Origin of the sequence: Collinsella sp. wc0529, assembly GCF_046116875.1 — a bacterium.
Lineage (GTDB): Bacteria > Actinomycetota > Coriobacteriia > Coriobacteriales > Coriobacteriaceae > Collinsella.
Genome location: NZ_JBJXBO010000001.1, coordinates 1 through 25938 on the forward strand (window position 1 = coordinate 1; position 25938 = coordinate 25938).

Consider the following 25938-nt stretch of genomic DNA (forward strand, 5'->3'; position numbering starts at 1 on the left):
AGCGCCTCTTCACAGACGACTCCTCCCGCTCCTCGCGCGACGGAGGCCGCCACTACGGGCTCGGCCTCCACGCCGCCTCCGAGGCCGCGAGCGCCCACGGGGGCTCCGTCTCGCTCGCCAACAGCCCCTCGGGCGGCGCGGTGGCCACCATCGCTGTCCCCCTGTGCGGGGCCTGACGAATCAGGCCCTCACACTGGCATACCTCGCAATCAAACGCTTCCATCTTGAAATACGGGGAGTAAATAGCGAAATCGCAGGTGAAGGGGAGTAAAACGACAAAGAAAAAGCCTCCGTTCCAACGAGGGAACAGAGGCTAGAAAATCGTTTTTACTCACCGCCGTCGCTGGCGGCTTTGCCGTAACTCTCGTCCGAAACGAAACTCAGCGGCACAGTGCGGCACTCAAAAGTGCAGGTCAAAGCCCTGCTTACTCAAACTCTACAAAGACTAACGCTTTTTGTTTAGGAATTATTCTCTGTAATGTTTCTCGTTCTTTTGATTATTTGATATATCCATATTATCCTGCCTATACGAGCTAATGTTATCATTTTGTTATCGGCATTGATAACACCTACTCGATAACTGTGGATAATAACTATATGTAGCATGTCAAATTATAAGCTATTTTGCTTAGAGATTCAACACAAAACTGAAATTTTACTTTTCCTTATATTCATCTGGTATTGCTATTTGAAATGTTTCACACAACAGCATCACATCATGCACATCATTTTTATCGTGTTCATATCCCAAATGAAGCATTACCTGACTCAATGGTTCAATACAAGAAACAGTTATATCTCCAACTTTTCCAATACCGGAAAAAGTTTTTGATGGAAATATATCTCCCTCATAAACAATTCCGTCATCTGTAAATTCAAAACAATGTAAATCAATGATTCTTTGTTTATCATCTTTCCAGACAGTATGACCATCCGTTGTATAATCAGTATTTACTTCCTCAAATCCATGCTGCTTAATCACATAAATATAATCATGATAATGTTTCAGTTCAACAAACAAATCAATATCATTGTGTATTCTTGATTCTCTTTTAAGAAGTGCATCAACACCCCATCCGCCATCTAAATATACTTTAATTTCGTTTTGCAAAGCATATTTTATAATTTCACATGCATCTTCTGTACGTACCATAATCTATCCTCCAAATTCAAATCTTTGTATGCTTTCCAACTCACTAAAAGCCTGAAATTTGTCAGTCTTTCATCCTTTTTGTTATCAATCACCAATTAGCTGTAATCCATTAGGATTTAGCTGATATATTTTATCGCACACCTCTTCAATATATTGACCGAGCCTTTACCGACCATTGCACTTATCGTTCTCTGCATTTTTTCATCTCCCATCTGTAAATTTCAACATTCTCAGGTTTTGTTACTTTTGTCAAAAGTAACGCAAAAGCACTTTTGACGGGTACACCCATCAAAAATGCGACCTGTAAACAGGTTTTGCGTTCTCCGAAGGCTCTCCGAGGGGTGAGCGTGTGCCGGTGGCACACACGCCTGCGAACCGACCGAGCCAGCAGGCGAGACCAAAGAGCCGCCTTTGAAAAGGCACTCTCTGCACACTCCCCTAAACTTTATCCGGTGTCAAAGTGTGACGATGGTGACAATGTTTTTCACAGCGTGCTGCTCTCAAAAACATTGACACCTTTGACACCGTTTGTCACGCCGTCTGCTCGGTTTCTTTCCAAAGTGAAACCTTTCTTCCGTCGTGTGTGCGGCTGTTCTGATAACGGATACCGTAATCACGAAACAGCCTGCTTGCGTTGATACTGAGCCTTAAAGAAAGTACATTCGGCTTTATATCCACCGCAAGCCTTTCGCAAAGTTCCGAAGCAGTTCCTTCCCATCTGTCACTTTCCGAAAAGAGCGTATCCGCTATCTTCTCAAGCAGAGGTTCGGGCGGTTCTTTCCACATCTCCGTTTCCGATTTTGCAAAGTTCCACACCAATCGCTCGCTGTCCCTTACAAGATGGATTTTCATATCCTGCTGGTCTCTGCCAGCAACATCAAGTGTGGCATTGTTGGAAGTACGCTTGTCCTTACTGAGAACAAATGCACCGTCTGCCGCACCCATCAGACCATTCGTGCCTGAAATCATATCGAATATATCTTCCGATTTTTGTTTGCGTGTATGATGAACAATAAGCATTGAAACCTTGTAACTGTCTGCCAACGCTTTCAGCCTTGCCACAACATCATAATCACTTGCGTAGCTGTAATCTGCTCCGCCTGCTTCACGCACACGCTTTAAGGTGTCTATGATAATCAAGCCTGTGTCTGGGTGTTCCCTCATAAACCCTCTTATCTGTTCTTCCAGTCCGCCATTGACCGTTTTACATTCCGTTGCGAAATACAGATTGCCTGTCTCCTTTGCACCGAACATCTGAAACAATCGCTTCTGCAAACGTGGGTAATCATCTTCAAGGGCAAAATAAAGCACCGTTGCCTTACGCACCTTATACTCCCAAAGCGGTGTGCCTGTGCTGATATGATAGGCAAGCTGTGCCATCATAAAGCTCTTTCCCACTTTCGGGGAACCTACGAAAAGGTAAGTTCCCCTTTGGAGCAGACCGTCGATAAGTGGTGTCTGAACCTCAAACACCGTATCATACAGCGTTGTCATTGATACTGTTTTCAGATAGGAAGGGTCTAACTGTCTGAGTATTTCCCTTTGCATTTCTTCAAAAGATTGCTCGTACCCCTTGAAATCCGTATCCTGATTGACTATACTATTGTCAGTACATTTGGAAAGTGACTGTTCCGCATCTGTTGCCGCAGATACATTTGGAATAGTCATTTCTTTTTTATTCTCCATTCGCATCCTCTCCTTTCAAACCGCCGAGAATAATGGAAATCAGTTCTATTACACTCAGCAGTTCATCATCCACACCTTTTCCTGCTTCAATCCTTTTCAGTTCCGCAAGGACTGTGGCAAATTCCGTTTTCAACGCCTTATACACTCTCGGATTGCCCTGTACCACCACATCCTGATTTAAGCAACGGCGGTAACAATACTCCTGTTTTGGCAATCCTGATAGAGCTACAGCTCTGTTAATGAGTTCGTTTTCTTCGGGCGATACTCGAAACCCTACTGTGATATTCCTCCAACGATTTTTGTTATCTCTGTTCTTAGCTGACATTTTCAAAATCTCCTTTCCCTAAATCATCTAATTTTTCTGCCATCTCAATCTGCTTTGACGGAAAGAGGTGTGCGTACTGATAAGTAATATCAATACTTTCGTGACCAACTCGGTCAGCAATCGCCACCGCAGAAAAGCCCATATCAATCAAGAGTGAAATGTGGCTGTGACGGAGATCGTGAATGCGGATACGCTTCACGCCTGCCGCCTTTGCCCCTCTGTCCATCTCGTGATGAAGATAGCTTTTCGTCACCGTAAAGATACGGTCTTTCTTCTTCAATCCGTAAAGCATACCGAGATATTCTTTCATTTCCTCACACAGAAACTTCGGCATTTTAATCGTGCGGTTGCTCTTTTTCGTTTTCGGAGAAGTAATCACATCCTGCCCTTTCAAACGCTGATAGGATTTATTGATTGTGACTGTTTCCTTATCAAAGTTGAAATCTGCCGGAGTCAAAGCTAACAGCTCGCCCTCTCGGATACCGCACCAGTAAAGCATTTCAAACGCATAAAAGGAAACAGGCTTGTCCATCATCTCAAAAGAGAATTTCTTGTATTCTTCCTTTGTCCAGAACAGCATTTCCTTGTGTTCCTCACGTCCCATATTTCCCACCTTTGCCGCAGGATTGGAACGCAGTTCATAGTAGCGGACAGCGTGATTGAAAATGGCGGACAACTGATTGTGCAGCGTTTTCAGATACGTCTGTGAATAAGGCTTTTTCTTCTCATCACGATAGGCAAGCATTTCATTCTGCCAAGTAATAATCTCCTTTGTGGAAATCTCGCTGATTTTCAGTTTCCCGAAATACGGAAGTATCTTTGTGCGTATGATATGCTCATTGGTAAGCCACGTGTTTTCCTTCAAACGGTTCTTCACATCATTGATATAAAGCTCCGTAAAGGCTTCAAAACTCATATCAAGGTCTGAAGAAGTCTGCAATTTGAACATTCTTTCCCATTCCTGTGCTTCTCGTTTGGTAGCAAAGCCACGCTTGCATTTCTGCTTGCGTTCCCCTTTCCAGTTCACATACCTTGCCATCACATACCAAGTACCGTTATCTTCATTCTTAAATACCGGCATTTACATTTCCCCCTTTCCTGCTCCGTAGAGCCTTTCGTAAAAATACTGGCGATTTACACGCCCTGCAATCGTAATAAAGCCCTTTGCTTTCAATTCCTCATTTAATTGTCTGATGAGTTTATATGCATAAGGTTTTGATACGTTTAGTTCCTGAGCCACATCTTCGGCTCGGATAAATCTGTTTTCCATATCCTTTTTCTTCCTTTCTTAAAATAATTTTTTGCTTGCCGCTTTCTCCGTGTTAAAGTTCCAACAGGCACTCCTGCTTGTCGGCAGGCGCTGTGCTGTCCCAATGCACCGCAGTACATCAGGCGCTCGCTCGTATAGGGGTTCCCGAAAAGTCGGAGACTTTTGGGGAAGAGGAGGAGCAGTGCAGCGAATGAGCTTTTGTGCTTGCACACAAGCGAACGATACGGAACTTGCTCCGACGAGGTCTTGGCGGTTTGGCTTTTCGGACGGTCATTCAGTTGTCGCATTAAGCATATTTGTTTAATTCGTAATTTATTTTACTAAACATATTTGCTATTGTCAAGTGGTTGCAAAGAAAATATTAAACATTTTTGTTTCGGTTTTTCTTGACTTCCACTAAACATTTCTGCTATACTTATTTCACTAAATATAAAAGGAGCGTATCATTATGGCTATCAGCGAAAGAATACATTTTTTCAGACTAATGCGTGGTATGACACAAAAGTATCTCGGTACAGCAATCGGTTTTCCAGAAAAGAGTGCTGATGTGCGTTTGGCACAGTACGAAACTGGTACACGCAAACCGAAAGCAGACCTTACAAATGCATTGGCACAGGTGCTTGATGTTTCTCCACAGGCTCTTGATGTTCCTGACATAGACAGCTATATCGGTCTTATGCACACTCTGTTTACCCTTGAAGATATTTACGGTCTTACTGTCAGTGAAGCAGACGGAGAGGTATGCTTAAAGGTCAACAAGGACAAAGGCAGAGAAGCATATGAACTCCTCAAAATGCTGTATGCTTGGAAAGAACAGGCAGACAAGCTATCTTCCGAAGAAATCAACAGAGAAGAATACGATAACTGGCGTTACCATTATCCAGAGTTCGACACCACACAGCGTTGGGCAAAAGTTCCATCACAGGAATTAAGTGACGCTCTCGTGGAAGCATTCAAAGACCACTTGAAAGATAAATAAGCACCTACAGGACCTGCCACTGGCAGCTCCCTACAGATGCTTTGGCAACGACAAAAAAGCCCTTAACTATGGTTATTAACCACAGCTAAGGGCTTAGTTTATAATATGGAATTTGTTCAGAGCCAAGCTCCGAACTTTAGTCTGCAAGCCACCTGTTAATTGTTCCGTTACCCATAAACCACTGGATAACAAGAATAATGGCACTTGCTATGACTGTTATCAATTTGTTATCAAAAGACTAATCGAAATCGCTGAAACCCGCATAAACACTGGCTTTTTTAAGCAACTCGATTTATTCCCACTCGATGGTCGCGGGCGGCTTGGACGTGATGTCGTAGCACACGCGGTTGGCGCCGGGAACCTCGGCCACGATACGGCCGGAGATGCGGGCAAGCACGTCATAGGGCAGCTTGGCCCAGTCGGCAGTCATAGCGTCGCTGGACTCGACGGCACGCAGGATGATCGGGCGCTGGTAGGTGCGCTCGTCGCCCATGACGCCGACGGACTTGATGTCGGGCAGGACCGCGAAATACTGCCAGCAGCTGTGCTCGGAGTTGCGCTCGCCGGTCTGCTCAAACAGACGCTGATTGTAGGCATCCAGCTCCTCGCGCACGATGGCGTCAGCGTTCTTGAGAATCTCGAGCTTCTCCTTGTCGACCGCACCGATGATGCGGATGGCAAGACCCGGGCCCGGGAAAGGCTGGCGGAACACGATGTGACCCGGCAGGCCCAGCGCCAGACCAAGTGCACGGACCTCGTCCTTAAAGAAGTGGTCGAGCGGCTCGATGAGGTCGAAGTGCACGCCCTCGGGGAACGGGATCAGGTTGTGATGGCTCTTGATGGTGGCCGTCTTGCCGCCCGTCTTGCGAGCGCCGGACTCGATGATGTCGGGGTAGATGGTGCCCTGAGCCAGGTACTTGACCGGCTTGCCATCGGTCTCGAGCTGCCGAGCAACCGCGAAGAACTCTTTCCAGAACTGCGTACCGATGATGCGGCGCTTCTCCTCGGGCTCGGTCACGCCGGCCAGAAGCTCGGCATAACGGTCCTCGGCGTGAACGTGGATAAAGTCGACGTCAAACTGCTTGGTGAAGACCTCCTCCACCTGCTCGGGCTCACCCTTGCGCAGCAGACCGTGGTTGATGAACACGCAGGTCATCTGCTTGCCCACGGCGCGAGCGCCCAGCGCAGCCACGACGGAGGAGTCGACGCCACCGGACAGGGCCAGAATCACGCGGTCGTCGCCGACCTTCTCGCGGAACTCGGCCGTCATGGTCTCGACCAGGTTGTCCATACTCCAGTTGGGCTCCAGGCCGCAGATCTCAAACAGGAAGTTGCTCAGCAGCTGCTGACCGTACTCGGAGTGCTTGACCTCGGGGTGGAACTGCGTGGTGAAGATCTTGCGCTCGGGACACTCCATGGCAGCAACCGGGCACACGTCGGTGCTGGCGGTAACGGTAAAGCCCTCGGGCACCTCGGACACGGCGTCGCGATGGCTCATCCACACGGTCTGCTCCATGGGCGTGGAGTTAAAGAGCTTGGCGCCTGCCGTGCGCGTGATGGTGGCGCGGCCGTACTCGCCCACCTCGGAGTGGCCGACCTTGCCGCCGAGCGTCACAGCCGTGATCTGATGGCCGTAGCAAAAGCCCAGGACGGGAAGGCCCAGGTCAAAGATGGCGGGATCGATGGACGGAGCGTCCTCGGCGTACACGGAGGCCGGACCGCCGGAAAGGATGAGCGCAGAGGCGTTCATCTCGCGAATCTCATCGGCCGAGATGTCGCAGGGGACAATCTCGGAATACACGTTGAGGTCGCGGACGCGACGGGCAATGAGCTGACCGTACTGCGCACCAAAGTCGAGTACGAGGACCTTTGCGGAAGCCTTTTGATCCATGGTTTCCCCCTCTTGTTGGCGGGGAGCCGGTGCCCACCCGCATGAATGAACGAAAATAACTTCCATAGTGTACACGTTATATGGGGTTTCTCGTCCCTCGCAGCCATCAGCGCACGGCAAACGCACGACCTGGGCCCCTATTTGACGGCAATTGAAGTGTTACCAGACGTTACAGATGATGTAATACGTTTGAACATTGAACGCTCTGTGCCACAATACTGCCGAACGACTCCGCCTCTGCGGCGGCAAATACGATAGGAATAACAGCATGAAGCGCATCCTTCTCATCGCCACGGGCGGCACCATCGCATCGACCGAGGACGGCAACGGCCTCTCCCCCGCCCTGACCGGTGAGGAGCTCGCCCAGAGCGTCCCCGAGATCTCGGGCCTCTGCGAGCTCGACGTCGTGCAGCCCATGAACATCGACAGCACCAATATGCGTCCCAGTGACTGGATGCGTATCCGCGACGTCATCGTCAAGGGCTATGCCGACCACGACGGCTTCGTGATTCTGCACGGCACCGACACCATGAGCTACACCGCGGCAGCACTTTCCTATCTGATTCAAGACAGCCCCAAGCCCATCGTGCTCACCGGCTCGCAAAAGCCCATGGGCAACCCCTTTACCGATGCCAAGCTCAACCTGTACCAGAGTCTGCTCTATGCACTCGACGAGCATTCGCACGATGTTTCGATCGTGTTTGGCGGCGTCGCCATTGCTGGCACGCGAGCCCGCAAGCAGCGCACCATGAGCTTTAACGCGTTCATTAGCGTCAACTATCCGCCCATTGCCTACATCCGCAACGACCGCATCGTGCGCAACGGGCTCCACGGCACTCATCAGGGCGAAAACCCGGTCCGTTTCTACGACAGCATCGACCCGCGCGTATTTGTACTCAAGCTTACGCCCGGCGTAAACCCGGGCATCCTCGACGCCCTTGCCGATAGCTACGATGCTGTAATCCTTGAAACCTTTGGCATTGGCGGTATCCCCGAGTTTGGCGAGTCGGGCGAGTCGTTCCAAGAGGCAATTTTCCGCTGGGTCGATTCGGGCCGCACCGTCGTTATGACCACGCAGGTCCCCGAAGAGGGCCTCGATCTGGGCGTTTATGAGGTCGGCCGTGCTTACGCCGATCATCCGGGCATTCTGCGCGGCGACGACATGACCACCGAGACGCTCGTGGCCAAGACCATGTGGGCACTCGGCCAGTCACGCGATGCCGCCGAAATCCAGCGCCTGTTCTACAGCCAAGTCAACCACGACCGCATCCCGATGGCGTAATCCCTAAGGCAGTTCCACTTATCGCAGCCTCAAACGACAGGTGGTCCCCCTCGGGCCGTGCAAAAATCGGAGTATTCTGCAATTTCTCCGCCGGAGACATAGAATCGGCCGATTGTTAGACGAACTTTTAGGGCGAAGAGGCCGTCTAGTAAATATTTATTCCACATTTTTATTAAGCGTGTGGATTAACTACTGTCAAAAAGGCAAAGCCAGCCGCTCGAGCTACCATCTACGGCTGAACAAGTGCTGAATACTCGCGATTTTGCACATCGCAACCAGGGGGACCCGCCCAAAGAGCGTCAAATACAGCGGGGGAACGCCCTATTCGATACCCTCGAGAAGCTCTGACACCGTCATGCCGAGTGCGGGCGCGATCTTAAATAGAACCTTGAGCGTGAAATTTGCCGTCCCATCTTCGATTCGGTCGAGGTAGGGTCGGCTGATTCCTGTCGCCACACAAAAATCAACCTTGGAGATACCAAGGTCTCTGCGTGTCTCTTCGACCCGCCTGCCAAGAATCTGTTTCGCACGTTCGTCCATGCAGCCGAGTTTGAAATGGAGCCGAACATAAACGTAAACTATAGTTTACGTTTTGCCGAATACACAGGAGTTTTCTATGTCGGGTTCTTCGGTCCGCATGTACCGAGCCACGCTTCGCACAAACAGCGCGCCGCCCAAGCTCGTCGTCGTTGAAGCAGAATGCCTTTCGCCCGATGAGCGCACAGCATTTGCATTGCTATCAAGTCGCGTCGCCGCCGTTCTGGTCCCTTGCCCGGTGCAAGGTGAACTTGCCATCCAATGCCAAGCGCACAGCTGCTCGCTCAAGCAGGCTGCCGTAATCGCAACCAGCCAACGCGGCCTGCCGCTCCTTTTAGAAGCCGACATCGCACTCGCCCTTCGTGGCGCCGGATACGAAAACGAGACCGCCGCCGACATGGTCTTTAAACCACGATCGAGCGGCGGCCTCGCAGCAGCCATTGAATATGCGTGCAGGCTCGTTGCCTAAAAGGACAAGCTAGAAACCAAAGCCAAAGCCCGTTCCAGTAATCGCCGAATACATAAAGTAGACGTTGACCACGTTGAGAAACACACCCGTGATGCAACCGTTGCGCAGGTAGCGCTCGCACACGATGCGCGCCATGGCGGCGGAGTCATCATTGTTTTTAGCCTGGCGTCCTGCCGTAAAGTACGTCGCCACGCTCAGCAGCAGGTTGAGCACCGGCAGTGCCAGCAACTCGTAGCTCTTGCCCCAGCGCGTCGCCTCGCCGGCGGCATTAAACTTTGTTGCCACCTCGGGACCAATGTTGGGGATAACACACGCTGCGACCACCAGCGGAATCACCGCAAGCACGAGCAGAGCAATACCCATGTAGCCAGCTTTTTTGCCATATTTAAACATATGCGTCGTCCTTACACGTTAAAGCGGAAGTGCACGACGTCGCCATCGGCCATGACATAGTCCTTGCCCTCAATACGCAGCTTCCCGGCGGCCTTGGCGCCCTGCTCACCGCCGAGCTCGATGTAGTCGTCGTAGCCAATGACCTCGGCCTTAATAAAGCCGCGCTCAAAGTCGGTGTGGATGACGCCGGCGGCCTGCGGGGCGGTCGCGCCCTGACGAACCGTCCAGGCCTTGACCTCCATCTCGCCGGCCGTAAAGAACGACTGCAGACCGAGCAGCTTATAGGCCGCCTGCGCAAGCACGTCCAGGCCGGGCTGCTCCAAGCCCAGGCTCTCCAGGTAGTCGGCCGCATCCTCGGGATCGAGCTCGGAAAGCTCGGCCTCGATCTTGGCGCAGATAGGCAGCGGCTTGACGCCGTCGATGGGCGCCAGATCGTCGTTGAGCATATCCTCGTCCACGTTGGCCACGTACAGGATGGGCTTCATAGTGAGCAGGAACAGGCCCTTGGCGGCGGTACGCTCCTCGTCGGTCATCTCCATGGACGCGGCGCGCTTGCCCTCGTTGAGCCAGGCAAGCAGACGCTTGGCGACCTCGAACTTGGGCATGAGTTCCTTGTCGCGCTTGGCCTCCTTCTCGAGCTTGGGCAGCTGCTTCTCGAGCGTGCCCATATCGGCCAGGATGAGCTCGGTCATGATGGTGTCGGCATCGCCGGCGGGATCGACGAACTCGCCCGTGCGGCCCACCTCGCGCATGACGTTGGGGTCCTTAAAGTAGCGCACGACCTCGCAGATGGCGTCGGTCTCGCGGATGTTTGCCAAGAACTGGTTGCCCAGGCCCTCGCCCTCGTTAGCGCCCTTCACCAGACCTGCGATGTCGACAAACTCGACCGTCGCCGGCACAATGCGGCCGGGGTTGACGATGTCGGCGAGCTTTTGCAGGCGGCTATCGGGCACATCGACGATACCCACGTTGGGGTCGATCGTGGCAAACGGGTAGTTGGCGGCAAGGCCGGTCTTTTTGGTAAGCGCGGTGAACAGCGTCGACTTGCCCACGTTGGGCAGGCCCACGATACCGATGGAAAGGGACACGACAGCTCCTTTTGGTACAGGTACTTCAAACTTCATAAGTATAGCGCCGCCGCAGCATCCGGGCGAATCCGGACACCGCGGCGGCGCAAATGAAGCAGAGATGCGTGAGAGTTCGGGACAGCAGTCCTTACTTAAGCTCGGGCCAGAAATCCTTGTTGGCCTCGATGAGCTCGTCCAGGATCTGCTTGGCAACGCTCGCCGAAGGAATGGTCTTGGAGAGCGTGAGTGCCTGCCAGAGCTTCTGGTAGCTGCCTTCGACCCAAGCCTGGACAACGAGCTTCTCGACGGAAACCTGCTGCTCCATCAGGCCCTTCTGGAACTGCGGGATCGGGCCCTGGCAGATCTTCTCAAAGCCGTTGGAGCCAACGATGCAAGGCACCTCGACCATGGCCGTCGGGTCGAAGTTGGGCACAGCGCCATCGTTGGGGACAATCAGCAGGAAGCGCTCGAGCGTGTTCTCGGCCAGCGCGCAGGCAAGGTCGACGATGTAGTTGGCGTGTACGTCGGGCTCAAAGCCGCCGTCCTTGGCAGTACCCTTGGCGATGATGTCGCGGCAAGCGCCAAAGACCTTCTTCTCGCGGCCGTCCATAACCTCATTGGCGCGAGTGTAGTTGGGGTCAGACGTCTCGACAACATAGTCCGGGTACAGGTAGTACTTGAGGTAGGTGTTGGGAATCGTCTCGGGATCTACAGCATAGACATCCTTGGCCTTGCCGAAGGTGTGAATCCAGCTCTCCTCGACATGCTGCTCCTTACCGGCCTCGTGCTCGATGCCGTCCAGGTAGCCGTTCTTAGCCATGTGCTCCTTGATCTGCGGCATGAGGTCGTTGCCGTCCTTGTCGTAGATCTTGCTCCACCAACCAAAGTGGTTGAGGCCGTAGTAGCTATACTGCAGCTCGCGACGATCCTTGATGCCGCACATACGGCTCATCTTATCCATGAGGTCGATCGGCATGTCGCAGATGTTGATGATGCGGCTGTTGGGGCGCAGCACGCGGCAGGCCTCGGCGACGATGGCCGCGGGGTTGGAGTAGTTGAGCATCCAAGCGTTGGGGCTGTACTTCTCCATGTAGTCGAGGATCTCGATGACACCACCGATGGAGCGCATGCCGTAAGCGATACCGCCGGCACCGCAGGTCTCTTGGCCAACGCAGCCGTACTTGAGAGGAATCTTCTCGTCGAGCTCACGCATGGCGTACAGGCCAACGCGGATGTGAGCAAGCACGAAGTCGGTCCCGGTGAATGCGGTCTCGGGGTCGGTGGTGTAGCTAAACTCAACCTCGGGGGCGTTCTCGTGGAAATAGATCTCGCAGGCCTTTGCCACGATCTCCTGGCGCTCGGCGTTGTTGTCGTAGAAGGTCACCTTGTTGACCGGGAAGCGGTCACGCTCCTCAAGCAGCATCAGAGCGATGCCCGGGGTGAAGGTAGAGCCACCGCCGGCAATGGTCACGGCATAGTTTTTCTTGGACATGATGTCCTCCTCATTCTGGCCGCTTGCTCAATCCATCCCCGTACGCGGCCTGCACGGTTTGGAATTGTTACCTAGAAGTGGAGTTTTTTATCTCTAGAATCGGCCTTGCGGTGCATACCGGCTCTGCAAGGCCGATTGTTTCGATGGACGATGGTTTACAGAAGATTCTCGAACTTCAGAAGACTCTCGAACTTCTCGCGAACCTGCGGGACGCTAAGGCCGACGATGACCTGGATTGACTGACCTTGGACCACCAAGCCATGCGTACCGATCGCCTTGAAGGAAGCCTCGGGTGCAACGACGCTCTTGTCCTTGACGTTAACGCGCAGACGGGTAGCGCAGTTAGTTACATCGATGATGTTATCCGTGCCACCGAGCAGATCGAGGATGTTCTCGGCAAGCACCAAGCGCTCATCATCTTTACTCTGGGCGACCGATTTGCCAGCAGCAGCACCGCTCTGCTTTTGCTTGTAGTCGGCCTTGGACTTGAGCTCGACCTCAACATCGTCATCCTCGCGACCGGGGGTCTTAAAGTCGAACTTGACGATCAGGAAACGGAAGACCACAACCCAAAGAGCGGTAAAGCACAGACCGACAAGGATGGAGATGGCGTACTGCAGACCGTGTGCGGCCCAAAGGGGCAGCCAGTCCCACGAGAGCATCGAGATGATGCCGCCGTCGAAGATACCCACGACGCCAAGGAGGTTTTGAGCCATGCAGCCAAGCGCTCCGAGCACGCAGTGGACGACGAACAGGCCGGGCGCGATGAACAGGAAGGTGAAGTCAAGCGGCTCGGTGATACGATACCGCAAAGCATAGCGGTAAGGGTGACCGGGATCAGCAGAGCCTTGACGCGCTGCTTGCGCTCGGGTTTGGCGGTCATATAAAACGCAATGGCGACGCCAAGCGAGCCGAAGACCTTAGTCCAACCAGGGCAGGTATAGGCAGCCCAGGGTGCGGCATCCTTAAGAGCAATGCTCGGATCGGCAGCCAGTTGGGGCAGGATGTTGGCCCAAGCAGCAAAGATGCCGCCGTTGACCGCCGCGTTGTCGTAATAGAACGGCGTATAGATAAAGTGGTGCAGGCCTGTAGGGATCAGCACGCGCTCGAAGAAAGCAAAGACACCCACGCCAAACGTACCGGCGGAAAGGATGAATCCCTGGAAGGCGGAGATAGCAGCCTGAACATGCGGCCACACCAGGCAGGCGATAAGAGCGACCGGAACCATAACGAAGAAACCGATCATATAGATGAACACGGAACCCGAGAACACGCCCAACCACTCGGGGAGCTCGGTGTCGAAGAACTTGTTATGCAGCATCGTGGCGATACCAGAGATAATGAGCGCGCCCATGATGCCCATGTCAAGCGTTTTGATGCTTGCGATAGTGGCAAGACCAGTACCGCTGCCCGCCTCGACAGAATAGTCGACACCAAAGACAGGGCCCCACTGCCCCAAGATTGTGCTTACAAAGTAGTTGAAGGTAAGGTAGATGGCCAAAGCCTCCATGCAGCAGCGAGCGTTCTGCTTGTTCGCGAGCGAGATTGGCAACGCTACGCAAAACAGCAACGGCATCTGGTTAAAGAGCGTCCAACCACCCTGGAGCAGCACATTCCAGCAATCAAACCAAAGATGGCCCGCAGCGGCCATCTCGCCAAAGATCGCCTCGGTGGTAAACAACGTACCCAGGCCGACGACGATTCCGGAAAATGCGAAAAGAATTGCAGGCGTGTACATTGCACCGCCGAAACGTTGTATCTTTTGCATCATGACGGGGAATCCCCCTCTCTTCATTCGGAGCGACTGCGGTTTTGGCTTCACTCGAGACCGCAGACGCGCCGTTTGCGTGTACCTCGTGCAATAGGACGGGTGGGCCCGCTTCCCTGACTTCTTGCGCTTCTATTTTTATCATGTAACTTATCTAGACAAGTTAGCATAAATACAACGGTCGGTAAACGGTTGATTATTGGCCGTAAACGGTATATGTCCAGTATTTCGCCTGTTAAATCTGACATAGTTGATGGCTGCATTTCAATTTTCTTTTCTACTTGTCTAGATGTGCTTGTCTATATCTATAGACATGCCTATACTTCATTACAACATTCACCGCCACGTTAAGGAGTCACCATGAAAAGCGCGGTCTTCTATGGAAAGCACGACCTCAGAGTCGAGGAATCGGCAAAGCCGGCCGTGGGCAGGCGCGACGTTCTGATCAACGTCAAAGCTTGCGGCGTCTGCGGTACCGACGTTCATATCTATGAAGGCGACAAGGGTGCAGCCGACGTTACCCCGCCCACGATCCTTGGTCATGAGTTTGCGGGCGTTGTCGAGGCCGTGGGCAGCGACGTCGCTGGCTTTAAACCGGGCGATCGCGTGTGCATCGACCCAAACCATCCCTGCGGCTGCTGCGAACCCTGCCGCGACGGAATCAACCACTACTGCGAGCATATGACCGGTTACGGCACCACCGTTAACGGCGGCTTTGCCGAGTACTGCTCCGTCGATATGCAGCAAGTCTACAAGTTGGGCGATCACACCAGCTTTGAGCAGGGTGCTATGACCGAGCCCGTCGCCTGCTGCCTGCACGGCATCGATATGTGCAACATCAAGCCCGGCAGCACAGTTGTCGTTATCGGCGGTGGCATGATCGGTCTGCTCATGATGCAGCTTGCTAAAAACGCCGGCGCCACCAAGGTTGTCTTGCTCGAGCCCGTCGAAGGCAAGCGCGAGGTTGCGCTCAAACTCGGCGCCGACCTGGCAATTGATTCCATCCACGAGGACGTCCCGGCCCGCCTGAAGCGGGAGGGCGTCGGCAACGTCGATGTCGTTATCGAGTGTGTTGGCAAGCCCGTCACCATCGAGCAGGCCATCCAGATCGCCGGCCATAAGGCTACGGTCATGATGTTCGGCCTCACCAAGCCCGATGAGACAATCACCGTCAAGCCCTTCGAGGTCTTCCAGAAGGAGCTCGTGCTCACCTCGTCCTACATCAACCCTTACACACAGCGTCGCGCGCTCGAGCTCATCGACTCTGGCAGGCTCGACGTATCCTCGATGGTCGCAAAGGTAGCCTCCCTCGACGAACTCGGCGCCATCCTGTCAGACCCGGCCCTGCGTGCCATGGGCAAATATATAATCGACCCCGGCAAGTAAATCGATTGACACCTGCGCGGGCGGCCCCCATCCGTCGTTCACGCACCCAGCTCTAGGAGACCGTCATGGCGCGAGCCATCTTCCAAACTATTTATGACAACGTGAAGCAGTCGATTGACGACGGCACATACGCCTATCAGAGTTATCTGCCTTCGGAGACTGAGCTCACGCAGCTGTTTGACTGTTCGCGCATGACGGTCCGTCGCGCCATCTCGATGCTTGCGGCAGATGGTTACGTGCTCCCCCAGCAAGGCAAAGGCATGCGCGTCATTCGCAACATCAGTGACGAGACGAGTCGTGGCGGCGGCGGACTCGAGACCTTTAAGGAAATCGCGGTCAACCGAGGCTTTGAGCTCAAGACTGTCACCACCGTCTTTGAGCTCCTCATCTGCAGCAAGGCGCTCTCCAAGATTACCGGGTTTCCCGAAGGCTGTGAGCTCACACGCGCCAAACGCATCCGTTATGCAGACGGACAAGCCGTGTGCTCCGACGACTCCTATTACCTAAGTTCACAAGTACCGGGGCTGACACCCGAGATTGTCAACGACTCGATCTATCGTTACCTCGAAGAAGACCTTGGCATTAAGATTGCCACGGGCAAACGCGATGTAACGATCGAGCATCCCACGCCCGAGGATACGCGCGTGCTCGATCTCGACGACTTTAACGCACTCGCCGTTATACGCGGGCAGACCTACAACGCCGACGGCATCCTTATGGAATACACCGAGACCAAACAGGTCCCCGGGTTCTTTTTGCTCCATGAAACCGTGACGCGCAACGGTACCGGTCGAACCGGCCACCAAAGCAGCATGAACTAACCATCTATTAGTTGCGGTGGGATAGTTCCTAGAATTGCCAGCTTAAGGGCAAAACAGGAACTATTCCACCGCAACTTTTTTGGCCGGCGGGGCAGTACCTGTCCCACCGGCCATCATTTACGCTCTTTTAGCTAGTCCGCGAGCTTCTCCACCTGATCGAGCATCTTGTCGAGCTTGGCCTTTGCTTCGGCCTTGACCTTCTCAGCTTCTTCGTGAGCCTTCGCCTTCTGGGCGGCCTTTTCCTCGGCTTCGGGATCGACGACGACCAGATTGGACGCATCGTGCTCAACAAGCTTGAGCGCATGCTCGGGACAAACCTTGACACAGGCGCCGCAGCCTAAACAATACGTGGACTCCAACGCAAAGCGGCCGCTTCCCACCAGATCGCAGGCAAACGTGGGGCACACGTTGACGCACTCGCCGCACGACGTACACTTGTCAAAATCGCACTCCGGCGTGCTCACCTGCATGTTCTGGGCAAGCTCGGGGTGGTTTTGCAACGTCGAGAGCACCAGTTGGCGCCCGTGCGTGAGCGAACGGCGACGCTTGGTCGTCGTGGTGCCGCACATGGTGTTGAGCGTGCGCTCCAGCTGGGTAATCTGATGGCGATGGGCCTTGAGCTTTTGCGTCACCGAGGCCAGCGCCGCCGTCGCCGGATTGAGCTTGGTCACCGTCAGGCCCGTGGTGCGGGCGATCTTTTCCATGTACTCCTTGCGCTCGTACTCGCGGCGCTTATGGCACTTGAGGCTCTTGGGGTCGACCTCTAGGCCCATACCCGTGCCAGACCACTCTTCGGCCTTCGCAATCGCCTCGCCAAGAATGTCCTCACCGCCGGTGTTGCGGCATTTATCGCACACGCCCAACGGCAGGTACACACTCACGTTGGGATAGTCGGCCAGTACCGAGAACCAGGTCTCCGCCGTAATATCGCCCACGCAGGCAACGACGACTTCGTTTTCGCGCGGCATGCGCTTAAGGGCACGCGTGCAGGTAACGTAGGCGGTCTCGTGGCTCGTAGCCGCCGAGACAATGTCGTCGTAGACGTTTTTGGGTGCAAGGCGCGGAGAGATGATCGCCTCCGTCGGGCAAGTAGCGGCGCACAGGCCGCACTTGCGACAGGAGTCGAGGATCTCGATGGCGTCTTCCTCGACCTCGATAGCGTTGACCGGGCACACGTCCATGCACGCGGTGCAGCCGCTCTTTTCGTTTTTGCAGGTCAAGCACGGAATGGTGTTGCCGCGCGGGCGCTCCTTGTAGTCGGCAGGATTCCACTGCGGCGCCGATGGATCGAGTGCATCGGTCACGCCGCCAAGCGGGTTTTTAAGAAAGTCGAAACCCTTGCTGATCTCGATAATGTCATCAAACAGATCGTGTTCCTGCGCCATGCGCGGCCCCTCCCTGAGCAGTGCAAACAAGCAAGAGATAATGATACGCTATCGGCCCACGCCTCGGGCAAATTACACGCGGAGCATCTTTGCGGCAAATAGCCCATGGCCTATCGCCGCCTCGATTGCACAAGGTCAATCAAGTGCCAAGCTATGCCTCGCACATGAGCTGCACGAGTTTTTGTTTGGTCACCTTGGCCTGCTCGTTGGCCATATTGCGCTCGTTTCTAAAGACCGCATTTGCAACACCCTGCAGATCGGCATCGGAAATCTCGCTGCACGGACCGTCCATCGAAGCCGCCGTGGGGCATACGCACAACGGCAGCTCAGCATAAAACGCAACGGCCTTGGCGATATCGAGCATCTTGCCGCCGCCAATGCCCACCACCATGTCGCAATACTCGGCCCGGGCTTCCTTGGCCATTTCGACAACGGCATCTTCCGTACACGGACCGTTGTAAATCTTAAAGAACGGCTCGCTTAGATCATCGTCCAGAAATCCATCGACGATCTGCCTGCACAGCCGATCCTCGGTGCCCTGGTCAAACAAGACGTAAGCAGCGCAGCCCAACCATGACAAATACCTGCCCTGACGCGAGAGTTCGCCCGGCCCCTGAACATACCGACCGGGACCGCCGTAAACCATAGGAAGCGCCATACGAGAATCCGCCCTTCATCAAACAACGATTGGTGCAAAGTAACCTGACCCCTTTGCACCATAGCAAAAAGGGGCAAAGTCATCTGTTAGCTTTGCCCCTTCCTTAGCTTGATTTACTCATCCATGAGATAGTAGTGGCCCAGCGCGTCGGCACCCAGGATGGCGTTTGCGACCATCTCGGGCGTCACCTCAAAGGGCATGTTGCACATGGTGTCATCGGGTGCGCAGGCGGCCTCGGCAACAATCATGGCCTGCTCGCGCGTAAGCTCGGCAACGCCAAGTTCCTTCATCGTGACCGGCAGGCCAAGCTCAATGCAGAAGCCCAAGACTTCCTCGAGCTTCTCGGTCGGGGCATCCTCGAGTACCAGCTGGACGATAGTGCCGAAGGCGACCTTCTCGCCGTGATACATGCCGTGGCACTCGGGCAGCATCGTCAGACCATTGTGGATGGCATGAGCAGCGGCAAGGCCCGAGCTCTCAAAGCCAATGCCCGAAAGCAGCGTATTGGCCTCGATGATGTGCTCGACGGCAGGCGTGAGCGCGCCCTTCTCCAGCGCGACCTTGGCCTTGACGCCATCGGCCATAAGCGTCTCGTAGCAGAGCTTGGCGAGCGCCAGACCGGCCATTCCGCCCTTGCCGCCGGCGCAGGTGCCGCCGTCGGCATCGTGCGTCGCCTGAGCCTCGAAATAGGTTGCGAGCGCATCGCCCATACCGGAAACCGTCAGGCGCACCGGGCTCGCCGCGATAACCGTCGTATCCATCAGGACGATATTGGGGTTTGCCTTAAGGAAGAGGTACTTATCAAACTGGCCGTCATCGGTGTAAAGCACCGAAAGTGCCGAGCACGGTGCATCGGTCGAGGCAATGGTGGGGCAAATGATAACCGGGGACTCCAGGTAATAGGCGACGGCCTTCGCGGTGTCGAGGATCTTGCCGCCACCGACGCCGACGATGATGTCGCAACCGTTGTCGCGAGCGAGCGCAACCAGGCGATCGACCTCGCCCTTGGAGCACTCGCCGTTAAAGTCCTCAAACAGCAGCTCGGCCTTGGCCTCGGCAAAGCCGCCCTCGATCTTGGCACCGACGCGCTTCTTGCCCGAAGGCGTCACGATGACGAGGGCCTTAGCGCCGAGCGGCTCGACATAGGAGCCGAGCTTGGCCAGCTCGTCCGGACCCTGGATGTACTTGCTGGGGCTATTGAAAATTGCAGCCATAACTATCCCATTCTCTAAAAAAGAAAGGGGCTCCGTACGGATACGTGCGGAGCCCCTCGTTACGATAACAAGAGTCGATTAGAAATCGATGTCGGTGTCGTAGTAGCAGGCCTTGAGGATCTTCTCGAAGTCGGCAGCCTTGGTCTCACGCGGGTTCTCGGGCGTGCAGGCGTCCTGCTCGGCGTTCGCGGCGATCTCGGGCAGCTTGGCGAGGAACTCCTCCTCGGAAACCATCTGCGGGTTCTCGGCGTCGACCTTCACGCCACCATTCGCGTAATCCTTGATGGACTGCGGAATGTTGAGCTGGTCGTTGAGGTCGCGGATCTTCTGGACGAGCGCAGCGATGAGCTCCTCGTTGGTCTCGCCGGGAAGGTGCAGGATCTCCTTGGCCACGTAAGCGTAACGCTCGGCAGCACGGGGATCCTTGGAGTTCCACTGGATGACCTTGCCCAGGTACATGGCGTTAGCGGCACCGTGGATGATGTGGCCGTTCTCGAAGGCAGCACCGGTCTTGTGAGCCATGGAGTGAACGATGCCGAGCAGGCCCGAGGAGAAGGCGATACCGGCGATGCACTGAGCCTCGTGCATGTGCTGACGGGCCTCATGGTCGCCAGCATAGGACTTGGGCAGCCACTCGACGATCTCGCGGATGCCGTGCAGAGCGTTGGCGTCGGTGAACATAGAGGCGCAGGTGGAAACGTAGGCCTCCATGCAGTGGGTCAGAGCATCCATGCCGGTGTGAGCGCACAGCTTGGCGGGCATGGTGTAGGTGAGCTCGGGGTCGACGATGGCGACATCAGGGGTGATGTTGAAGTCGGCCAGCGGGTACTTGATGCCCTTGGCGTAGTCGGTAATGACGGAGAACGCGGTGACCTCGGTAGCGGTGCCGGAGGTAGAGGAGATGGCGCAGAAATGAGCCTTCTGACGCAGCTCAGGGAAGCTGAACGGCTGGATGATGTTATCGAAGGACTCCTCGGGATACTCGTAGAAGACCCACATGGCCTTAGCGGCATCGATGGGCGAGCCGCCGCCGATGGCGATAATCCAGTCGGGCTCGAACTCGCGCATGGCCTCGGCGCCCTTCATGACCGTCTCGATGGACGGGTCGGACTCGACGCCCTCGAACAGCTTGACCTCGAAGCCGCCCTCTTTGAGGTCGGCCTCAACGTCCTGCAGGAACCCGCCGCGGCGCATAGAGCTGCCGCCAGAAACGATGATGGCCTTCTTGCCCTTGAGGTTCTTCACCTCGTGGCGAGCGCCCTCACCAAAGTACAGATCGCGAGGATTGGTAAAACGTCCCATACTGTGCCTCCTAAACAAGCCCCTCTTAGACTTGCGTATATAACGGAGCACCCAATTGGCTCCGTTAGGACCGGTTTGCGCGTTGCCGGCGATGACAATGCGCGATGTCTAAACGTCTCAACGCTCAGACAAACACTATTTTACCGTTCTGGTTGGTCAGTTATTCACCTAAAGCCGATAATGATGAAACGTTTTTTCTATCCCTGAAGACCCTTGTGGGGCATTCATACTCCCAAGCTGGGCAAACGTTTTATCAGGGTTAACCACATATCCCGGGCAGGACTGTGCCCCTCCAAAATGTGCCCCGTTCGCCGCCAAAATTCGACCGTTTACGGCACTGTGATACCACCTGCGCAACCGAGGTGCCGACATTTGTGCGACATCCGTCTTCGTGGTGCAAAGGTGCAAGTCCAAGTGCGGCACCCTCGGTGTGCCACATGCGGGTAAACTAGAACTTTATATAGAAACATTTGAACCCTAACCGCAGCAAAGGAGGCCCCATGGCATTCGATCCCATTCAAGAGGATTGCCATCGCCTCGTTCTTGAGGCCTTGCGCCGCGACAATATCCCGCTCACCGACGGTGCCGCCGTAGAGCGTCTGATGGAACAATTCACCCGCAACCCCGCACCGCTCATCGTGCACGACCGCGACCGCGCCGGGCACCTCATTGCCAAGGTGGTCGAGGCTGTCGACTACCGCATTCCCTTTATCCCTGACGATACCCAGGCAGAGCAAGAAGAGGCAGCTGCCGAGAACATGCTCCGCGAGGCAGCCGCGCTCGACCCGACCAACTGGGACGCTCAGCGCATGCTGACCGCCCTCACCGCCGGCTCCAACGAGGAATACGTGCAGTATCTGGTGTCCAAGTGCGACGAGGTGGAGCACGATCTGGCGCTCAAGACCGCCTCGGCGCAGGACCCCTACGAGCGTGAGGCCGCAGGCGACCTTATGCGCCGCCCCTACCTGCGCTGGCTTGCCGCCTTGGCATCGCGCGCGCTCATTAGCGGACGCTACCGCATGTCGCTCCAAGCCGCGAATCGCAGCTTGGACTTTGCGCCCAACGACCCCGCTGGTGTCCGCCACACCGCGATGCTCGCTATGACAAAGCTCGAATACCCCGCCGAGGAGCTCAAGCGATTTCGCTCTGCCCACTCCGTGCCGTACCTCGCGAATACCCCGCTGCGCCGCCGCCCCAAAGATGCGGAGCGCGACTTGGACCCGTGGACGCTCATCGCACTGATGAGCGCAGCCTGGCGCGAGCTGGACTACGAGGGCGCCGAGCACTATTTGCGCATCCTCGCACGCTCGTGCCCGCACGCGGCCGAGGCGCTCTACTTCCAAACCGAGTTTCCCGATGGCGTCTATGCCCGCGTCAACGTGGGTGTGGGCTCCACCGACGAGCTCGTCCTTGCGCTGTCCGAGGCGACGCCGGTACTGCAGGAGGGCCTGGGCGCCCCCGACAACGCCAGCTTCGCCGCCTGGGTCGCCACCAACGATATCGTGCGTTCCCAAATCGATGAGCGCATACTGCGGGCGGCCGAGCAGGGTTTGCCGTTTAAGGGAGGAGACCTCTAATGGATCCGAGCGTCTACATCCCCGCCTACCTGGAGCGCACCTATCTGGCGTCGCACCCCGAACTCACCGATGCAGCACGCGAGCTTGTCCATAACGACATTAGCGCGAATCCCCAAAAGTACGCGCAGTCCGAGCATGCCCAGGCGCTGCTGTCCTATGCCGGTGTTCATCGCCACCTGCTCGACGAGCTCCATCGCATCGAGGACATGGGCAGCGACGAGGAATTCGAGCAGACGCGCAATCGTCTGTTCGACGACATGCGCGATGAGCTGCTCAAGATTGTCCGCGTCGATGCGTATGTCCTCGATGCCCAGCTGCTCGCCATCATCCTGGCTGACACGCCCGTTGACGCCTGCCTGGGCGACCTGATGAAGCTCGAGGCGACCACAACCGATTACCTGCAGCAAAGCGTGCCCGGGTTCGACATGGAAGCCCCGCACTACTGGGCCAATAAGGTTTTGACGGACGGTGTGACGGCGGCAGAGCTCACCGTGAGCGAGCCGGCTCTTATCGGGTGGCTTCACACACTCGAGGCCATCTCGCAGCTGTGCATGGCGAGCGCTCGCTACCGTGCTGCCGCCAACTACGCCCGCCGTGTTCTTAAGGCGGAAGGCTACCCCACCCGAGCCGCAGGCACCGTGTTGCTCGCCCTCGCTCGCCTGGAAGACCAGGACGGCTTTTTTGCCCTGGCCCACCAGCTCGAGGAAGAGATCGGGGCTGACGCGCTCGAGAACTCTCCTTGGTATCTGCTCGCCCGCACGATTCTGCTGTTCAAAACAAACAAGATGCGCCCGGCGACACGCGCGCTGCGTGAGTTTGCCAACCGTTGCGAGGGCGGTGCGTTCTTCTTACTGAACCCCATGTACCAGACACCGTACCTTCCCTGCCGGCCCGAGCCACACGATCCCTGGGATCTTTCGCACCAGGCCGTTTGGGAAGCGGACGGTATTATCTCGGACACTCCCGACTTTGCCCCCTGGGCCAATGCCTGCGAAGACGTGTCGCAGCTTGCCCAGGAATTTGCGCGCCGCTACGGTTTTTAGTGACGCACTCGACCCGACCATGTCGTTTACGTTAGGAACGGTTTCATGAACCTCCGCTCATCTCTTGCCTGCACCTCGAGCGATATCGCTCGCTGGGGGCTGCGCTCCGTCCTTAAGCGCCAGGGTGGCGTGCTTCCCGGCCGCATCGCCATGAAGATCGACCCCGAGTTGCTGAGCGACCTCGCTGCCCTTGTCGACCGCAGCGTGGTGATCACCGGCACCAACGGCAAGACCACCACCTCCAACCTCATCGCCGACGCCGTTGCCGCCAGCGGCGCCACCGTGGTATGCAACCGCGCCGGCAACAACATGGAGCCGGGCGTGGTGGGCGCACTGCTCGAGGCGCGCAGCGGCCTCAAGCGAGCCGGTGGCAAGCGCGTGGGCGTTTTTGAGTGCGATGAGCTTTACACCGTACGCGTTCTGCCCAAGCTCAAGCCGACGTACTTCGTGCTGCTCAACCTGTTCCGCGACCAGCTAGATCGCTATGGCGAGATCGATCACACCCAGGAGGTCATCGCCCATGCGTTGGAGCTTTCGCCGGCAACAACGCTCATCTACAACGCAGACGACCCGCTGTGTGCCGCGATCGCCGCACGCGTTCCCAATGCAAGCATCGCCTTTGGCATCGACGGCGCCACCAACACCGAGTCCGACCGTATTAGCGACTCGCGCTTTTGCTCACAGTGCAACGCGCCGCTGGAGTATGACTACGTGCAATACGGCCAGCTTGGCGCATACCATTGCCCCTCGTGCGGTTGGGCACGCCCCGCACTGGTCCGCCGTGTGACGGGCGTGAAGCTCGGCTGCGACGGCTACGGCTTCGACCTGGTCTTTGGATCTGCGCCCGACGCGGCTGCCGTACACATCGCCACACGCTACAACGGTCTGTACATGGTCTATAACGTTGCCGCCGCATTCTTTGCCGCACATGAGTTAGGCGTGGATACGGCGCACCTGCAGCCCACGCTCGATGCCTACGTCCCCGCCGGCGGACGCATGGGCCGCTGGGATATCGCCGGCCGCACCGTCGAGGCCAACCTGGCCAAGAATCCCGTAGGCTTCGATCGACAGATCCAGTCCATTAAGACGGCGGGCGGCAGACTCTGCGCCTTCTTCCTGAACGACAACGACGCCGACGGCCACGATGTATCGTGGATCTACGACGTCGACTTCGAGCGCATCGCCGACACACCGGGTCTTGTCGCCTTTGCCGGAGGCACGCGTGCGCACGACATGCAGGTACGCCTCAAGTACGCCGGCATCGATGCCGCGATTATCTCGGACGTCGCGCAGGCAATTGGCGCCGTGGCAGACGAGGCCGCCGATGACACCTTTTACGCCGTCGCCAACTACACGGCCTTCCCGCCGCTGGTCAAAGAACTCGATGGGCTGAAGGGTGCCGATGCAGCCACGGTTGCTGCCCGCGCTGCAACGTGTGCCGATGGCAGTGCCGTCCCCGTCGGCATCGCGCCAGTCGAGCTTTCGCGCCCGCTGCGCATCGTATACCTGTATCCCGATGCCCTTAACCTCTACGGCGACGGCGGCAACGTCATCGCCCTCGAGCGCCGCTGCGCCTGGCGTGGCATTCCCGTGCGCGTGGACGAGGTCCGTATGGGCGAATCACTCGATCTCACCGATGCCGATATCGTCATGATGGGTGGTGGCTCCGACCGCGACCAGCTAGCCGTGGCACACGAGCTGCTCGCTCAAAAAGACAAGGTCGCATCCTATGTTGAGGATGGCGGTTCGCTGCTCGCCATCTGCGGCAGCTATCAGCTGCTCGGCCGTTCGTACTATATGGGTGAGAATCGCATTGAGGGTCTGGGGGTCATTGCCGCCGAAACCGTACGCGGCTCCGACCGCCTGATCGGCAACGTAGCCGTCAAAACCGACCTGGCACCCGAGCCCTTTGTGGGATTCGAGAACCATGGCGGCCGCACGCTTTTGGACGCCGATGCCACGCCGCTCGGAACGTCCGTCGTCACGGGCACCGGCAACAACGGCGATGATGGTCTTGAGGGCCTCATCTACAAGGGCGTCATCGGCACGTACCTGCACGGACCGGCACTGCCCAAGAACCCCGAACTCGCCGACTGGCTCATTACCCACGCCCTCGAGCGCCGTGGCGACGCGCAGGCCACAGCCCTGCTGCCGCTCAAGCCCCTCGACGACACCTACGAGCGCGCCGCCCACGACGCAGCCATGAAGCTCCTCCCCTAGCACCCCACCACCACAAAGGG

Annotated in this window: 25 protein-coding genes; 9 read left to right on the plus strand and 16 right to left on the minus strand. The window is 56.1% G+C overall.

The features are described from left to right. On the plus strand, positions 1-176 hold a 176-nt coding region (locus ACKUTP_RS00005; RefSeq protein ID WP_409063866.1), incomplete at its 5' end, for an ATP-binding protein. Between the two features lie 479 nt (positions 177-655). Here the strand turns inward: ACKUTP_RS00005 and ACKUTP_RS00010 are convergent. The 5 genes from ACKUTP_RS00010 to ACKUTP_RS00030 all read right to left on the minus strand — a co-directional run bounded on the left by ACKUTP_RS00010 (position 656) and on the right by ACKUTP_RS00030 (position 4434). Next, entirely contained in the window at positions 656-1153 is a 498-nt protein-coding gene (locus ACKUTP_RS00010) for a nucleotidyltransferase domain-containing protein (RefSeq protein WP_009247521.1), read from the minus strand. 531 nt (positions 1154-1684) lie between these two features. Continuing rightward, positions 1685-2839, minus strand: a complete 1155-nt coding sequence (locus ACKUTP_RS00015; protein ID WP_009247525.1) for an AAA family ATPase — start codon at positions 2837-2839, stop codon at positions 1685-1687. Further along, on the minus strand, positions 2829-3164 hold the full coding sequence (locus ACKUTP_RS00020) for a plasmid mobilization protein (protein WP_009247526.1): 336 nt from the start codon (positions 3162-3164) through the stop codon (positions 2829-2831). The genes ACKUTP_RS00015 and ACKUTP_RS00020 overlap by 11 nt, the downstream gene beginning before the upstream one ends. Next, positions 3154-4245, minus strand: coding sequence for a tyrosine-type recombinase/integrase (locus ACKUTP_RS00025; protein WP_409063227.1), 1092 nt, complete (start codon positions 4243-4245; stop codon positions 3154-3156). Before ACKUTP_RS00025 ends, ACKUTP_RS00020 begins: the two co-directional genes overlap by 11 nt. Then, on the minus strand, positions 4246-4434 hold the full coding sequence (locus ACKUTP_RS00030; RefSeq protein ID WP_009247528.1) for a transcriptional regulator: 189 nt from the start codon (positions 4432-4434) through the stop codon (positions 4246-4248). It lies immediately after the preceding gene. A 448-nt stretch (positions 4435-4882) separates the two neighbouring features. Between ACKUTP_RS00030 and ACKUTP_RS00035 the strand changes: the two genes are divergently transcribed. Beyond that, positions 4883-5413: a helix-turn-helix domain-containing protein gene (locus ACKUTP_RS00035; protein ID WP_009247529.1), complete on the plus strand. Its 531-nt coding sequence runs from the start codon at positions 4883-4885 to the stop codon at positions 5411-5413. Between the two features lie 292 nt (positions 5414-5705). Here ACKUTP_RS00035 and guaA read toward each other — a convergent pair whose 3' ends face one another. Further along, complete coding sequence (guaA, locus tag ACKUTP_RS00040; protein WP_409063228.1) at positions 5706-7304, minus strand: glutamine-hydrolyzing GMP synthase; 1599 nt, start codon at positions 7302-7304, stop codon at positions 5706-5708. 268 nt (positions 7305-7572) lie between these two features. On the opposite strand from guaA, the gene ACKUTP_RS00045 reads away from it, so the two are divergent. Beyond that, positions 7573-8586 carry an asparaginase gene (locus tag ACKUTP_RS00045; RefSeq protein WP_409063229.1) on the plus strand — a complete coding sequence of 338 codons (1014 nt, stop codon included), beginning with the start codon at positions 7573-7575 and terminating at the stop codon, positions 8584-8586. Between the two features lie 321 nt (positions 8587-8907). Here the strand turns inward: ACKUTP_RS00045 and ACKUTP_RS00050 are convergent, their stop codons facing one another. Next, positions 8908-9126: a helix-turn-helix domain-containing protein gene (locus tag ACKUTP_RS00050; RefSeq protein WP_035136926.1), complete on the minus strand. Its 219-nt coding sequence runs from the start codon at positions 9124-9126 to the stop codon at positions 8908-8910. Positions 9127-9202: 76 nt separating this feature from the next. Between ACKUTP_RS00050 and ACKUTP_RS00055 the strand changes: the two genes are divergently transcribed. Beyond that, positions 9203-9592, plus strand: coding sequence for a hypothetical protein (locus ACKUTP_RS00055; protein WP_409063230.1), 390 nt, complete (start codon positions 9203-9205; stop codon positions 9590-9592). Positions 9593-9601: 9 nt separating this feature from the next. Here ACKUTP_RS00055 and ACKUTP_RS00060 read toward each other — a convergent pair whose 3' ends face one another. From ACKUTP_RS00060 to ACKUTP_RS00080, 5 genes are all read right to left on the minus strand, one after another. After that, the gene (locus ACKUTP_RS00060; protein ID WP_117628884.1) at positions 9602-9985 is read right to left on the minus strand and encodes a DUF1648 domain-containing protein; all 384 of its coding nucleotides are present in this window, start codon (positions 9983-9985) and stop codon (positions 9602-9604) included. A gap of 11 nt (positions 9986-9996) precedes the next feature. Beyond that, positions 9997-11073 (minus strand): redox-regulated ATPase YchF, encoded by a 1077-nt coding sequence (gene ychF, locus ACKUTP_RS00065; protein WP_409063231.1) that lies wholly within the window; start codon positions 11071-11073, stop codon positions 9997-9999. Between the two features lie 127 nt (positions 11074-11200). Then, entirely contained in the window at positions 11201-12544 is a 1344-nt protein-coding gene (locus ACKUTP_RS00070) for a 6-phospho-alpha-glucosidase (protein ID WP_195520637.1), read from the minus strand. A gap of 155 nt (positions 12545-12699) precedes the next feature. Next, positions 12700-13110, minus strand: coding sequence for a glucose PTS transporter subunit EIIB (locus ACKUTP_RS00075; protein WP_409063232.1), 411 nt, complete (start codon positions 13108-13110; stop codon positions 12700-12702). Then, positions 13092-14282 carry a PTS transporter subunit EIIC gene (locus ACKUTP_RS00080; protein ID WP_409063233.1) on the minus strand — a complete coding sequence of 397 codons (1191 nt, stop codon included), beginning with the start codon at positions 14280-14282 and terminating at the stop codon, positions 13092-13094. Before ACKUTP_RS00080 ends, ACKUTP_RS00075 begins: the two co-directional genes overlap by 19 nt. 390 nt (positions 14283-14672) lie before the next feature. Between ACKUTP_RS00080 and ACKUTP_RS00085 the strand changes: the two genes are divergently transcribed. Both ACKUTP_RS00085 and ACKUTP_RS00090 read left to right on the plus strand, forming a co-directional pair. Continuing rightward, positions 14673-15698 carry a zinc-dependent alcohol dehydrogenase family protein gene (locus ACKUTP_RS00085; RefSeq protein ID WP_409063234.1) on the plus strand — a complete coding sequence of 342 codons (1026 nt, stop codon included), beginning with the start codon at positions 14673-14675 and terminating at the stop codon, positions 15696-15698. A 65-nt stretch (positions 15699-15763) separates the two neighbouring features. Further along, on the plus strand, positions 15764-16519 hold the full coding sequence (locus ACKUTP_RS00090; protein WP_161116120.1) for a GntR family transcriptional regulator: 756 nt from the start codon (positions 15764-15766) through the stop codon (positions 16517-16519). A 131-nt stretch (positions 16520-16650) separates the two neighbouring features. Here the strand turns inward: ACKUTP_RS00090 and ACKUTP_RS00095 are convergent, their stop codons facing one another. The 4 genes from ACKUTP_RS00095 to ACKUTP_RS00110 all read right to left on the minus strand — a co-directional run bounded on the left by ACKUTP_RS00095 (position 16651) and on the right by ACKUTP_RS00110 (position 21078). Continuing rightward, positions 16651-17904: a 4Fe-4S binding protein gene (locus tag ACKUTP_RS00095; protein WP_161116119.1), complete on the minus strand. Its 1254-nt coding sequence runs from the start codon at positions 17902-17904 to the stop codon at positions 16651-16653. A 151-nt stretch (positions 17905-18055) separates the two neighbouring features. Next, positions 18056-18562 (minus strand): iron-containing alcohol dehydrogenase, encoded by a 507-nt coding sequence (locus ACKUTP_RS00100; RefSeq protein ID WP_161116118.1) that lies wholly within the window; start codon positions 18560-18562, stop codon positions 18056-18058. A 113-nt stretch (positions 18563-18675) separates the two neighbouring features. Continuing rightward, positions 18676-19776, minus strand: a complete 1101-nt coding sequence (locus ACKUTP_RS00105) for a glycerol dehydrogenase (protein WP_117563611.1) — start codon at positions 19774-19776, stop codon at positions 18676-18678. Positions 19777-19854: 78 nt separating this feature from the next. After that, on the minus strand, positions 19855-21078 hold the full coding sequence (locus ACKUTP_RS00110; RefSeq protein ID WP_035136916.1) for an iron-containing alcohol dehydrogenase: 1224 nt from the start codon (positions 21076-21078) through the stop codon (positions 19855-19857). 500 nt (positions 21079-21578) lie between these two features. Between ACKUTP_RS00110 and ACKUTP_RS00115 the strand changes: the two genes are divergently transcribed. The 3 genes from ACKUTP_RS00115 to ACKUTP_RS00125 are packed head-to-tail and all read left to right on the plus strand — an operon-like array spanning position 21579 to position 25918. After that, positions 21579-22655 carry a hypothetical protein gene (locus ACKUTP_RS00115; RefSeq protein WP_409063235.1) on the plus strand — a complete coding sequence of 359 codons (1077 nt, stop codon included), beginning with the start codon at positions 21579-21581 and terminating at the stop codon, positions 22653-22655. Further along, positions 22655-23698, plus strand: a complete 1044-nt coding sequence (locus ACKUTP_RS00120) for a hypothetical protein (protein ID WP_215675220.1) — start codon at positions 22655-22657, stop codon at positions 23696-23698. The genes ACKUTP_RS00115 and ACKUTP_RS00120 overlap by 1 nt, the downstream gene beginning before the upstream one ends. A 45-nt stretch (positions 23699-23743) precedes the next feature. Next, positions 23744-25918, plus strand: a complete 2175-nt coding sequence (locus ACKUTP_RS00125; protein ID WP_409063236.1) for a MurT ligase domain-containing protein — start codon at positions 23744-23746, stop codon at positions 25916-25918. The last annotated feature ends 20 nt before the right edge of the window (positions 25919-25938 follow it).